General features: G+C 75.7%; 14 protein-coding genes and 1 pseudogene. 2 read left to right on the top strand and 13 right to left on the bottom strand.

The window, feature by feature from the left end:
* From HGCM_RS19965 to HGCM_RS11980, 13 genes are all read right to left on the bottom strand, one after another.
* A partial coding sequence (locus HGCM_RS19965) for a LysM peptidoglycan-binding domain-containing protein (RefSeq protein ID WP_370906330.1) occupies window positions 1–1,092 on the bottom strand: 1,092 nt, incomplete at its 3' end.
* Complete coding sequence (locus tag HGCM_RS18185) at window positions 1,089–1,586, bottom strand: pilus assembly protein TadG-related protein (RefSeq protein ID WP_019137084.1); 498 nt, start codon at window positions 1,584–1,586, stop codon at window positions 1,089–1,091. The genes HGCM_RS19965 and HGCM_RS18185, both read right to left, overlap by 4 nt.
* A complete protein-coding gene (locus HGCM_RS12030; RefSeq protein ID WP_019137083.1) occupies window positions 1,583–2,029 on the bottom strand; it encodes a TadE/TadG family type IV pilus assembly protein in 447 nt (148 codons plus the stop codon). The genes HGCM_RS18185 and HGCM_RS12030 overlap by 4 nt, the downstream gene beginning before the upstream one ends.
* Complete coding sequence (locus HGCM_RS20300) at window positions 2,026–2,448, bottom strand: TadE/TadG family type IV pilus assembly protein (protein WP_019137082.1); 423 nt, start codon at window positions 2,446–2,448, stop codon at window positions 2,026–2,028. Before HGCM_RS20300 ends, HGCM_RS12030 begins: the two co-directional genes overlap by 4 nt.
* Complete coding sequence (locus HGCM_RS20295; RefSeq protein WP_040399091.1) at window positions 2,445–2,672, bottom strand: hypothetical protein; 228 nt, start codon at window positions 2,670–2,672, stop codon at window positions 2,445–2,447. Before HGCM_RS20295 ends, HGCM_RS20300 begins: the two co-directional genes overlap by 4 nt.
* Before the next feature lie 38 nt (window positions 2,673–2,710).
* Window positions 2,711–3,631, bottom strand: a complete 921-nt coding sequence (locus tag HGCM_RS12015) for a type II secretion system F family protein (protein WP_019137080.1) — start codon at window positions 3,629–3,631, stop codon at window positions 2,711–2,713.
* Window positions 3,628–4,479: a type II secretion system F family protein gene (locus tag HGCM_RS12010; protein WP_019137079.1), complete on the bottom strand. Its 852-nt coding sequence runs from the start codon at window positions 4,477–4,479 to the stop codon at window positions 3,628–3,630. The genes HGCM_RS12015 and HGCM_RS12010 overlap by 4 nt, the downstream gene beginning before the upstream one ends.
* Window positions 4,476–5,789: a TadA family conjugal transfer-associated ATPase gene (locus tag HGCM_RS12005; RefSeq protein ID WP_019137078.1), complete on the bottom strand. Its 1,314-nt coding sequence runs from the start codon at window positions 5,787–5,789 to the stop codon at window positions 4,476–4,478. The genes HGCM_RS12010 and HGCM_RS12005 overlap by 4 nt, the downstream gene beginning before the upstream one ends.
* 79 nt (window positions 5,790–5,868) lie before the next feature.
* The gene (locus tag HGCM_RS18180; protein ID WP_161604978.1) at window positions 5,869–6,639 is read right to left on the bottom strand and encodes a CpaE/TadZ family protein; all 771 of its coding nucleotides are present in this window, start codon (window positions 6,637–6,639) and stop codon (window positions 5,869–5,871) included.
* Between the two features lie 7 nt (window positions 6,640–6,646).
* On the bottom strand, window positions 6,647–7,354 hold the full coding sequence (locus HGCM_RS18175) for an SAF domain-containing protein (protein WP_040399810.1): 708 nt from the start codon (window positions 7,352–7,354) through the stop codon (window positions 6,647–6,649).
* Window positions 7,355–7,492: 138 nt separating this feature from the next.
* On the bottom strand, window positions 7,493–8,554 hold the full coding sequence (locus HGCM_RS11990) for an Rv2578c family radical SAM protein (RefSeq protein WP_019137075.1): 1,062 nt from the start codon (window positions 8,552–8,554) through the stop codon (window positions 7,493–7,495).
* Between the two features lie 55 nt (window positions 8,555–8,609).
* Window positions 8,610–9,968, bottom strand: a complete 1,359-nt coding sequence (hisS, locus tag HGCM_RS11985) for a histidine--tRNA ligase (RefSeq protein ID WP_019137074.1) — start codon at window positions 9,966–9,968, stop codon at window positions 8,610–8,612.
* Between the two features lie 73 nt (window positions 9,969–10,041).
* Window positions 10,042–10,746, bottom strand: a complete 705-nt coding sequence (locus HGCM_RS11980; protein ID WP_019137073.1) for an MBL fold metallo-hydrolase — start codon at window positions 10,744–10,746, stop codon at window positions 10,042–10,044.
* Between the two features lie 122 nt (window positions 10,747–10,868).
* On the opposite strand from HGCM_RS11980, the gene HGCM_RS11975 reads away from it, so the two are divergent.
* Window positions 10,869–11,627, top strand: coding sequence for a peptidylprolyl isomerase (locus HGCM_RS11975; RefSeq protein WP_019137072.1), 759 nt, complete (start codon window positions 10,869–10,871; stop codon window positions 11,625–11,627).
* Window positions 11,624–11,944: pseudogene (locus tag HGCM_RS19960) on the top strand (hypothetical protein); the annotation flags it as partial. The gene HGCM_RS11975 and the pseudogene HGCM_RS19960, both read left to right, overlap by 4 nt.

The raw sequence follows: 11,944 nt of genomic DNA, 5'->3' as shown, positions 1-11,944 counted from the left end.
GACGGCCGGGTCGCTCGGCTCACCGGTGCGCCGGCGGCGCCGCACGAGCTCGAGCGACGCGAGCAGTCCGGCGGCCAGCAGGCCGGCGCCCACGAGGCTGCGCACGTCGTCCTGGACCGCCGTCGCGACCTGCGCCGCGCCGCCCGCGTCGGCCCCGCCCGCCGCGTCGGCCTCCTGCTCGGCGGGCGGCGCCTCCACCGGCGCGGCCGGCGTCTCGACCGGGGCGACCTCGACCGTCACGCGGTCGACGCCCGCGGCGTCCTCGGGCATCACCATGAGCCAGCCCGGCTGGATGAGCCGCGCCAGCGTCAGCTCACGGCCGTCGGGCTGGTCGCGCCCCTTGTTGAGCTCGAACACCTCCTGGTAGCGCCGGCCGTCGCCGAGGTGGCGCTGCGCGATGTCCCAGAGGTTGTCGTGGTAGCGCCCCTCGGGCGGCTGCACGACGAGGACCCGCTTGCCGACCAGGCCGTGCGCCTCCTCGGCGGTGAGCGGGACGTCACCCAGGTGGTAGGTCCGCTCGCCCTCGACGGCCTGCGTGGCCTCGTCCTCGGCGGGGGCCTCCTGCTGCGTCGCCGCCTGCTCCGCGCCCACCTCCGCGGGCGCGACGACCTGGACCTGGGACGCGGCGGCCATGCCGCTCGCCGCGGGCACCGCGGCGGTCGCGGGCACGGCCGCACCGAGCAGCACGAGCACCGAGGCCACGAGGACGCGCGCGGCGCGCTGGCTGGGGCCCGCGAGCGGGACGCGCTGCGGCAGGCCCACGCCCCGCAGCCCGGACACGAGCTCCACGACGACGCACACCGTGAACTGGAGCCACGCCAGCCAGACGACCCACAGCAGCACCGTCACCAGCTGCTCGACGCCGATCTGCTGCGTGAGCTGCTCGCGCGTCGGCAGGGACGTGGGCAGGCCCGGGACGCCGTCGAGCAGGACGAGCGCGACCGGCACCCCGACGACGACGAGGAGGAGCAGGAGCGCGGAGAGCACGCCCTTGGCCCGCGACTCCCGCCGCTCCTGCGTCGGGGCCGGCGCGAACCGCCGGGCCCCCCGTGCCGACCCCTCGGGTCGTGGCGGCCTGACCTGTGTCGTCACGGCGCTCCTCCGATCTCGTCCACGATGCCGACCGCGGCGCGCGCGGTGGCCGTCCCCTCGACGGTGAAGTCGTCGACCAGGGCGAGCGACAGCAGCACCGTCGGCACGCGGTCGCTCACCTCCACCGTCACGCTGTTCCCGTCGGAGGCGACCTGCACCGCGCCCCCGTCGTACCCCCTCGCCACGAGGAAGGCGCGCGCCGCGCGCTCCGCCTCCCCGCGGTCCAGCCGGACCTCGCCAGTCTGGCGCAGGTGGGCGAGGTCCACCTGGTTGGCCCCGGCGCGGGCCGCCTGCTCCGCGTCGTCCAGCGCGAGCGCACGGGCGTTGACGGCGCGGCCGCCGTCGACCACGAGCCCCGCGAGCAGGAGCAGCGCCACGACCAGGACGACGACGAACGCGGACATGGCGCCGCGGTCGTCGCCCGCCTCGTCGAGGCGGCGCCCGACGCGGCGCTCGGCCCGCGCCAGGGCCCGGCGCAGCGGCGCGGCGCTCACGAGTCCGTCCTGCGGAACCGGTCGAGCGGCGCGGCGCTGGTCGCGGTCACCTCGGCGCCGCCGAGCAGGCCGATGTCGGTGAGCCCGGCCCACGAGACGCGGCAGCGCACCGTGGCGGTGATGATCCCGCCGGGCTCGTACGTGCCGCCCAGGTCCACCGGGTCGCAGCGCATGCCGTCCGGCGTCGAGGCGTCGGCGGCCTCCTGCGCCGCCACGGCCGCGGTCGACAGGGACCGCGCGATGGTCGCCGCGCGGACGGCCTCTCGCGCGATGGCGCGCGCGTCCCCCTGCGTCGAGACGTACCGGCCGAAGCCGACGATGAGCGACAGCACGAGCAGCAGGATCGGCACCAGCACGACGACCTCGATCGCCATCGACCCGCGGTCGTCGGAGCGCGCGCCGACGAGGCGCGCGCGCCGCACGGAGGGGGCCCGGCGCGTCACAGGTCCGGCCTGAACAGCTCGAGCGGACCCTGCACCGTGGAGCTCACCCGGGGCGACAGCCCGCCGACGAGGTCGAGCGAGCGACCCGACACGGTCGCGCGCACCTCGTCGTCACCCACGAGCTCGACGCGCACCGCGACGTCGGTGAGCCCCTGCCCGCCGACGCGCTCGGCGTACCGCGCGCCGGCGGCCCGCGCCTCGCTGAGCGCCGCCGGGGTCCCGCCGCCGTTGCGCGCGATGCGCGCGACCTCACGCGCCGTCGCACCGGCGACCTCGTTGCCGTACCAGGACAGCGAGGCCTGGATGAGCACGAGGATCACCAGCATGAGCAGCGGCGTGTACAGCACCAGCTCGACCGAGGACGCGCCCCGGTCGTCCCCGGCGTGCCGGAGCCGGCGACGGAGCGACGCTCCGGTCACGGACCACCCGGCAGGTCGGGGATCTCGATCTGCTCGGCCCGGCCCTGGACCAGGTTGTAGATGAGCACGCCGACGACGGCCGCGAGGCCGACGAGGATCGCCGTGATGATGACCCACTCGATGGTGGACGCACCCAGGTCCTCGCTCGCCCGGGCACGGGCGAACCGGCGACGCAGCTCCATGACGAGGGCCCCGACCGGGGTCCCTGCTGACAGATCGCGCACAGGCGCTCCTTTCGTCGTGCATCCGCTCAGGGATGCGGTCACACGTTCCCGAGGACGTTGATCATCGCCGGGTACATCAGGAAGACGAGGAAGCCGACGGCGAGCAGGAGCTGAGCCACCAGCATGGACTGGGACTTCTCCCCCGCGCGACCCTCGGACTCGGCCAGCTCGCGTCGGCGCAGCGAGGACGCGCGCGCCGCCAGCGAGTCGCGGACCTTGGCGCCGTCGTCGGCGACGAGCGCCAGCGCCGCGGCGAGGTCCCGCAGCTCGTCGATGCGCAGCTCCTCGCCCAGGGCCCCGAGCGCGGACCACGGGGTGCGCCCGTGCAGCCGCGCCGACCCCAGGGCGTTGCGGATGCGCACCATGGCCCAGCCGTCGCTGATCTCGGAGGCCGACTGCAGCGCCTCGGGGACGCCGCGACCGCCCGCGAGGCTCATCGCGACGAGGTCGAGGAACGACCCGACGACGTGCCGCAGGTCGCGCCGCGCCTCCCCCCCGCGCGAGCGCACGACGAGCAGCGGCAGCACGGCGCCGACGAGCGCCCCGACGACGCACGCCAGCAGCGGGACGCCGGGCGGCACCGGCACGCCCGCGAGCAGCGCCAGCACCGAGAGGACGACGGGCAGGACGAACCCCGCCGCCGCCGCGAGGACCGTCGTCGCGAGGAACGCGTCGAGCGTGCGGCCGAGCACGGCGAGGTCGGAGCGCAGCGAGCCGAGCTCGACGCCCCAGCCCGCGAGCAGGTCGGCGGTCGAGCGGCCCACGAGGCGCACCCACCGGCTGTCGCCCGCGCGCGACGGGTCCTGCGAGATGGTCTGCGTGCGCTCGCGCTGCTCGGCGCGTCGCACGTCGAGCCGGGCCAGCGCCCCGCCCGGGCTCGTGCGCGGCGGCGCCAGCACCAGGACGAGCAGGAGGATCCCGAGGCCGACGGCGGCGCCGGCGAGGAGGGCGAGGATCACGCGTCCTCCCGGGAGACGAGGAACCGGCGGGGCATCTCGACGCCCGACAGCCGCTTCATCCACCAGAAGCCGCCCGCGAAGAACGCCGCGACGACGACGAGCACGAGCTGCCCCTGGAACGTGCCGTAGGGCGCGACGAAGTCCCGGTTCGCGACGGCCAGCACCGCCATCATCCCGAGCGAGAAGATCGTGACGACCTGCGCGGAGCGACGGGTCGAGGCGCGGCCCGCGCTGACGCGCTGGCGCATCTCGAGCTCGGCGCGCGCCGACTCCGACAACGACGTGAGCACCTGGCGCAGGCCGGGCCCGCGCAGCTTCGAGTTGAGCACCAGCGACGCGATCACGAGGTCGGCGCTGGGGTCGTCGAGGTCGTCGGCGAGCCGGCGCAGCGCGACGGGCAGCGGGACGCGCACGCGCAGACGGTCGACCAGCAGGCGCAGCTGCGGGCGGATCGCGGGCGAGGCGGCGTGCACGCTCGCCGGGATGGCCTGCTCGAGGCCGACGGCGCCCGCGATGGTGTCGCGCAGCGACTCCGTCCAGGCCGCGAGCCCCTCGAGGCGGGCCGTCTGCTCGCGCTCCAGGCGCGCCCCGCCGAGCAGCGCGGGCGCCGCCGCGGCGAACGCGCCGGCCGCCAGCGCGGCGACCGGCCAGCGCGTCACCACCAGCACGACGAGCGCCACGCCGACGGCCACGAGCCCGCGCACCCCGACCCGCTGCAGCGTGCCGCGGGCCGACCGCACCCGCGGCGGGCGCGGCTCCGACCCCCGGAACGCGAGCACCGCGAGCAGCACCCCCGCGCCGACGACCGCGCCGGCGAGGACGATGAGCAGCGTCGAGGGCGTCGTCACACGGACCCCTGCAGCGCGTACGTCGGCTGGTAGCCCACGGCGACGAGCTCGTCGAGGCAGGCGATGGGCGCGGACGCGACCGCGACGCCGCCCGGTCCCGCGGCGAAGACCTCGCTCGACAGCACGCGCCCGTCGACGCCGTTGACCTCGCGGATGCTCGCGACGTACCGGCGCAGCCGCCCGCCCGCCGCGTAGTCGTTGTGCTTCTGCACGAAGACGACGAAGTCGATGGCGCCCGCGATGAGCATCATGGTGGCCTCGACGGGCAGCCGCTCCACCGACTGGATCGCGTACGTGGAGATGCGGTTGAACACCTCGATCGAGCTGTTCGCGTGGATCGTCGACAGCGAGCCGTCGTTGCCCTGGCTCATCGCGTTGAGCATCGTGACGATCTCGTCGCCCAGCACCTCGCCGACGATGACGCGGCTCGGGTTCATGCGCAGCGAGCGGCGGACGAGCTCCGCCATCGTGATGTGCCCCTGCCCCTCCGAGTTCGGCAGCCGCTCCTCGAACGCGACGACGTTCGGGTGCAGGTCGGGGAACTCGCCGAGCCCGAGCTCGAGCGCCCGCTCGACCGTGATGAGGCGCTCCTGCGGCTCGATCTCGTTGGCGAGCGCGCGCAGCATCGTCGTCTTCCCGGCGTTGGTCGCGCCGGCGATCATGATGTTCTTGCGCGCCGCGACGGCGGCCGAGAGGAAGCCCGCCACGTCCGGGGTCACGGAGCCGAGGCGCACGAGGTCGTCGAGGTGCACGCGGGACAGGCGCGCGCGGCGGATCGAGATCGACGGGCGCGCGCAGACGTCCATGACGGCCGACATGCGCGAGCCGTCGGGCAGGCGCAGGTCCAGCTGCGGGTTCGCGGAGTCGAACGGCCGGCTCGTCAGGCCCGAGTACGCGCCCAGGATCTGCACGAGCTCGATGAGCTCGTCGTCGGACTCCGCGACGGGCGGCAGGCGCTCCTCGCGACCGTCCGCGTACTGGACGAACACGTGGTCGTAGCCGTTGATGTCGATGTTCTCGACGTCCGGGTCGTCCAGCAGCGGCTGGAGGCGGCCCACGCCGTACAGCGCGGCGTGGATGCCGGACGAGATCTCCTCCTCGTCCTGCGGCGTCGGCGGCGTGCGCCCGGCGGCCATCTCCTCGCGGGCGTAGGCGTCGAGCACGCGGGCGATGACGGCGCGCGCGAACTGCCGCTCGTCCTCGGACGACATCGGCGGCACGCCGGCCGCGGCGTCGTCGCGCCGCTGACGGGCGAGGACGTCGGCGACCTCCTCGCGCATGCGGCGCACGAGGGCCTGGTCGAGGCTCATCGGCTCCTCCTGGCTGCGGTCGGTCGGGGGGTCGGTCGGAGGGTCGGTCGGGTCGTCGTGCGGGGCGCGGCGGCCCGCGTCATGCGCGCGTCACGTGCGCGAAGTGGCGGGTCGACGCGAGGTCGTAGACCGGCTCGACGAGCTGGCGCACCGACCGCACGAGCAGCGAGCGCTCGATGCCCCGCTCCACCCGCCCGGCGACGACGTCGGCGGCCTTCGGGTCCAGCGCGACGGCGCCGAGCACCGGGGCCGTGAACGCACCGTGCGCGAGGAGCTGCTGCAGGTCGCGCACGGCCCGGGAGTCGCGCGGGTCCGCGACGACGACGATCCCGACCGCCGGCATGCCGCGCGGGCCGGGGTTGTGGCGGGCGAGCCAGCGCAGGCGTTCGCGCAGGTGGCTGTAGGACTCGACGGCCGGCCGGACGACGAGCAGCAGGACGTCGGACGCCTCGACGAGCGGGAGCGCCGCGGAGTCGGGGCCCAGCCGGCCGACGTCCGCGACGACCGCGCCGGGCGCGCTCGACAGCACGTGGCCGATCGCCGGCCAGACCGGACCCATGCCGGCGACCTGCTCCGGCGCCTGCAGCCCGCAGACGACGGGCAGCCCGCCGTCGGTCGGCTGGGCGTGCGTGGCGACGGCCGCATTCGGCGTGCGGCGGGCCTCGACGGCGAGCGTCAGCAGGCCGTGCTCGGGGTCGAGCGGGCTGCCGTCGGGCGCCCGCATCCACAGCGCGAGGTCACCGCCCGCCGGGTCGGCGTCGACGAGCACGACGTCGGACGGCCACAGCGACGCGAGCACGCGCGCCGTGGTCGTCACCCCGGGCGAGCCCTTCGCGGAGGCGACGGTCACGAGCACGTCAGTCGCTCCCGACCGGCGTGCCGCGCGAGACGAGCACCACGGCGAGGTCGCCGCTCGCGGCGAGCGACGCCACGGGCGCGCCCTGCGCCGCGTCGACGACGAACGTCACGACCGTGGCGGCGGTCATGCTCGTCGACTCCGACGCCTTGACGCTGCTCACGCGAGCGTCCGCGACGACCACCGACGGCGCCGCCGGGTCGGCGACGTCGACGAGCTGGACGACGTCACCCGGCTGGAGCCCCGAGGCGGGCATGCGGCCCGGCTGGAAGGCGCCGCCGACGGCGACCGTGCCCGAGCGCAGCAGCCCCGAGTCGGTGAGCATCGACGTGTCGAGCAGCTGCCCCTGCGAGAGCGCGAGGCGCGCGTAGCGGCCGACGACCTGGTCCTGCTGCGCGGCGGGCACGAGGAGCGTGTTCTCCGCGGCGACGGGCTGCGTCGTGAGCATCTGCTCCGTGATCTCGGTGCCCGCCGGCACGTCGACCGCCAGGGCGAGGACGGGCACGCGCGTGTCCTGGCGCAGCGCGACCAGGCCCGCGACCGCGGCGCCGCCCACGATCAGCAGGACGGCGAGCACCGCCAGCATCGGCCGGCGCTCGCGCGGGGCGCGCGGCAGCCGGTCGCCCGACGGCGCGGCCGCCGAGGCGTACCCGCGCTCCTCCCGGGCTCGGCGACGGTCGTTGACCCCGTCCTGCGGTGTCGTCCCCACGGTCACGGAGTACTGCCCCCTTCGTCGGCCTTGTCGGGGATGCACTATAGGCAGGTCCCCCGGGGCTCGCCCCCCGGTCCACGCCCTGGCGGAACAATCACCCGCTCGGGCGACCTGCGGTGATGCACGCCCACGGTCTCAGAACAGCGCCGCCTGGACCACCGCGGGCTCGGCCACCGCCGTGCGCTCCAGCCCGCGGTCCCACCGGGTGTGCCACTGGTCCGGACGGCCCTCCCGATGCCCTGCGGGCGACGCGAACCCGTGCCGCACCAGCAACGGCCGGACCTGCTCGCGCAGCCAGGTGGCGTACTCCTGCGGCACGTACGCGCCCTCGCCGTACAGGCGGCGGTAGCGCCCGACCAGCGCGGGGCGGTGCCGCGCGAGCCAGTCGAGGAACAGCGGCTTCACGGGGCCGCGCAGGTGCAGGGGCAGGACGGTGACACCGCTCGCCCCCACGTCCGCGAGCTCGGTCAGCAGGGCGTCGAGCTGCTCGGCCCCGTCCGTCACCCACGGGAGCACCGGCGCCACCATCACGCCGCACGGCAGCCCCGCCTCCCGGACGGCGCGCACGAGCTCCAGGCGCGCCCGCGGCGTCGGCGTCCCCGGCTCGAGCAGCTGCTGCAGCTCGCCGTCGACGAGCGCGATCGACACCCCGACGCCCACGGGCACCTGCTGGGCCGCGTCCTGCAGCAGCGGCAGGTCGCGCCGCAGCAGCGTGCCCTTCGTCAGGATCGAGACGGGCGTCCCGGAGGACGCGAGCGCGTCGATGATCCCGGGCATGAGCCGGTAGCGGCCCTCGGGCCGCTGGTAGGGGTCGGTGTTGGTGCCGAGCGCGACGTGCTCGCGCGCCCACCCCGCACGCCGGACCTCCGCCCGCAGGACCTCCGCGACGTTCGTCTTCACGACGATCTGCCGCTCGAAGTCGGCCCCCGGGCCGAGCTCGAGGTACTCGTGCGTCGGCCGCGCGAAGCAGTAGACGCACGCGTGCACGCAGCCGCGCATGGGGTTCACCGTCCAGCGGAACGGCATCGCCGACGCCGCCGGCACGCGGTTGAGGGCCGACCGGCACCGCACCTCGTGGAACGTCACGCCGGCGAACTCCGGCGTGCGCACCGACCGGGTCAGGCCGGGGATCGCCCCGAGCTCGAGCCCGGGCAGCGCCTCGTCCGCGTTCGCCGTCCGTTGCGCGTCCCATCGCATGCACCGAGTCGAACACGTGTTCGACCGGCTGTCAACGGCGGGCGCGCGCTCACGATCAGGCGGGGAGGACGCGCGGCCAGACGTCCTCGGCGGGCGGCTGCCACGTCGCGGCGTCCGCCTGGACCTGGTCGCCGGAGCGGATGTCCTTGACCTCGTCGGACGCCCCGTCCTGCCCGACGAACCACACGTACGGGATGCCCCGCCGGTCGGCGTGCCGGATCTGCTTGCCGAACTTCGCGGCCGAGGGCGCGACCTCGACGGGGATCCCCCGGGCCCGCAGCGCGGTCGCGACGTCGTCCGAGCGCCCCCGGTCCTCCTCCTGGCTCACGGCGACGAGGACGGCGGTCGGCACCGACCGCGAGGCGCGCACGAGCGAGGCGCCGAGCAGCCGGGAGACGAGGCGCGACACGCCGATCGAGAGCCCCACGCCGGGGTACGTGGTGCCGCCGTCGGACGCGAGCGTGTCGTAGCGGCCGCCGGAGCAGATCGAGCCGAGCTGCTCGTGCCCGACCAGCACCGTCTCGTACACGGACCCGGTGTAGTAGTCGAGCCCGCGCGCGATCCTCAGGTCGGCGACGACGACGCCCGGCGCGCGCCGCGCGGCCTCGCGCACGAGCGCCCCGAGCTCCGCCAGGCCGGTGTCCAGCAGCTCGTGCTCCACGCCCCGCTCGGCCGCGAGCTCGCGCACCCGGTCGACCACCGACTCGTCCTGCCCGCTGACGGCCGCGAGGTCGAGGCACGCGCGCGCCTGCTCCGCGGTGGCCCCGGCCTCGGCGACGAGCAGGTCGGCGACCGCGTCGGGCCCGATCTTGTCGAGCTTGTCGATCGAGCGCAGCACAGCCTCGACGTCGTCCAGCCCGAGGCCGCGGTAGAAGCCCTCGGCGACCTTGCGGTTGTTCACGAGGATCCGCACCGGCGGCAGCCCGACCTCGCGCAGCGCCCCGAGGGCCTCGGCCATGACGAGGGGCAGCTCCACCTCGTAGTGGTACGGCAGCTCCCCCGACGCGACGACGTCGATGTCCGCCTGGACGAACTCGCGGAACCGGCCGTCCTGAGGGCGCTCGCCCCGCCAGACCTTCTGGATCTGGTAGCGACGGAACGGGAAGACCAGGTGCCCGGCGTTCTCCAGGACGTAGCGCGCGAAGGGCACCGTGAGGTCGAAGTGCAGGCCGAGCTGGCCGGCGCGGTCCTCCGGGGCGCCGGGCTCCTCCTGCAGCCGGCGCAGCACGTACACCTCCTTGGAGGTCTCGCCCTTGCGCAGCAGCTGGTCGAGCGGCTCGACGGCGCGCGTCTCGATCCCCGCGAACCCGTGGAGCTCGAACGTGCGCCGCAGCACGTCCAGGACGTGCTGCTCGACGATGCGCCCCTCGGGGAGCCACTCGGGGAAGCCGGACAGAGGAGTCGGTCGCGCCATGGCAGCGATCCTCCCAGACCCGCGACGGTGCGCCGTGCGCCCGGCCGCCCGGCCGCGAGCCCGGGCGCGCGGCTCAGCGGCGCGCGAGGAACGGGTTCGTGGCGAGCTCGGTCGCCATGTCGCTCGTCGGACCGTGGCCCGGGACGACGAGGGTCGCCGGGTCCAGCGTCGCGACGACCTCGCGCAGCGTCCGGGCCATGACCTCGCCGTCGCCGCCGGGCAGGTCTGTCCGGCCGATCGTGCCCGCGAAAAGGACGTCCCCCGTGAACGCGACGTCCTCGACCACGTAGACGGTGGAGCCCTGCGTGTGGCCGGGCGCGTGCCGGGCGACGACGCGCAGGCCGCCCAGCTCGAGGACGTCGTCGCTCCGTCGGTCGGCCTCGTCGTGCCCGAACGTCTCGACCCGGGCCGGCGGCTCGTACCCGCCGACGTCGACGCCCGCGGCGCGCAGCGCCTGCCCGAGCGGGCCCGCGGGGTCGTGCGACGCGGCCCCCAGCCCCAGCGTCCCGAACGGGTCCTCGAGCCGGTACCGGTCCCGCGCGTGCAGCCGCACCGGCACGTCGAGCTCGCGCGCGAGGCGGCCCGCGTCCCAGACGTGGTCCGCGTGCCCGTGCGTCGCGAGGACCGCCTGCGGGTGCAGGCCCTCGCTGCGGACGAGGCGCGCGACGTGCTCGGCGACGCCCGCGCCGGCGTCGACCACGACGCACGACCCGTTGTCGGCGACGACGACGCAGCACCGTGCGGCGAACACCGGTGAGACGACCTCCACGACCCGCATGCCGCGACGGTAGCCCGTCCGGGTCCCTCGCCTGGCAGCGGGGCCCCGCGTCCCGCCTAGACTGTGCCGGGTTCCCTGCGGCGCGGCGGCGGTCGTCGTGCCGCCATCGACGAGGAGTGTGCGTGGTCAGCAAGCGCGAGCGCGAGTACGAGCGCCGCCGGTACGAGAAGTGGCAGCACCGCCGCGCGGAGCACCAGGCACGGCGCCGGCGCCAGCAGGTGGTCGCCGCCTCCGTCGTCGGCGTGCTCGTCGTCGCCATCGGCGTGGGCGCGGCGGTCGCCGCGTCGCGGCCGTCCGGCTCCGCCGGCGCCGACCCGAGCTCGACCACCCCGCCCGCCGCGAGCCAGCCCGCGCCGACCGGCACCGTCCCCGCCGCGGCGCTCGCCGAGGACCGCGAGTGGACGGGCACCCTCACGCTGGGTCAGGGGCCGCTCGGCATCACGCTCGACGGCACGAAGGCACCGCAGGCGGTCGCCAACTTCGTGACCCTGGCGCAGGACGGCTTCTTCGACGGCACGAAGTGCCACCGGCTCGTCACCTCCGGCATCCACGTGCTGCAGTGCGGCTCGCCCGACGGCACCGGCACCGACGGTCCCGGCTACACGTGGGGTCCGATCGAGAACGCGCCGGCGGACGACGTGTACCCCGCCGGAACGATCGCGATGGCGCGCGTCGGTGGCGACGGGTCGTCGATGGGCAGCCAGTTCTTCATCGTCTACGAGGACAGCACCATCCCGTCGGACCAGGCGGGCGGCTACACCGTGTTCGGTCACGTCACGTCCGGTCTGGACGTGGTGAGGGCCATCGCCGACGCGGGCACCACGCAGGGCTCAGAGGCCCCGGTGCACGACGTCATCATCGAGGGAGTGAGCATCACGTGACCGAGACACCCGACCGTCCGGCCGCCGCCGAGCCGCAGACGGACTCCCCCGAGACGACAGACGCACCGGCCGCGACGACGCCCGAGGCACCTGCGGCTCCCGAGCAGGACGACGCCACCACGGATGCCTCGACGGACGAGGTCCACGCCGACGAGCCGCACGAGGACGAGGCCCACGAGGACGACGCGCCCGCGGAGGTCACCGAGGAGGCCGCCGCGGCGGACGCGGGACCGGCCGAGCCCGTCGCGGAGGCGACCGCCGACCCGGAGCCCTCCGACGACGTGCCCGCTGCTGCGCCGGACGCACCGGCCGAGGCC

This window comes from Cellulomonas massiliensis JC225 (assembly GCF_000312005.1).
Taxonomy (GTDB): domain Bacteria; phylum Actinomycetota; class Actinomycetes; order Actinomycetales; family Cellulomonadaceae; genus Cellulomonas; species Cellulomonas massiliensis.
This window is presented reverse-complemented; position numbering and strand designations above follow the sequence as displayed.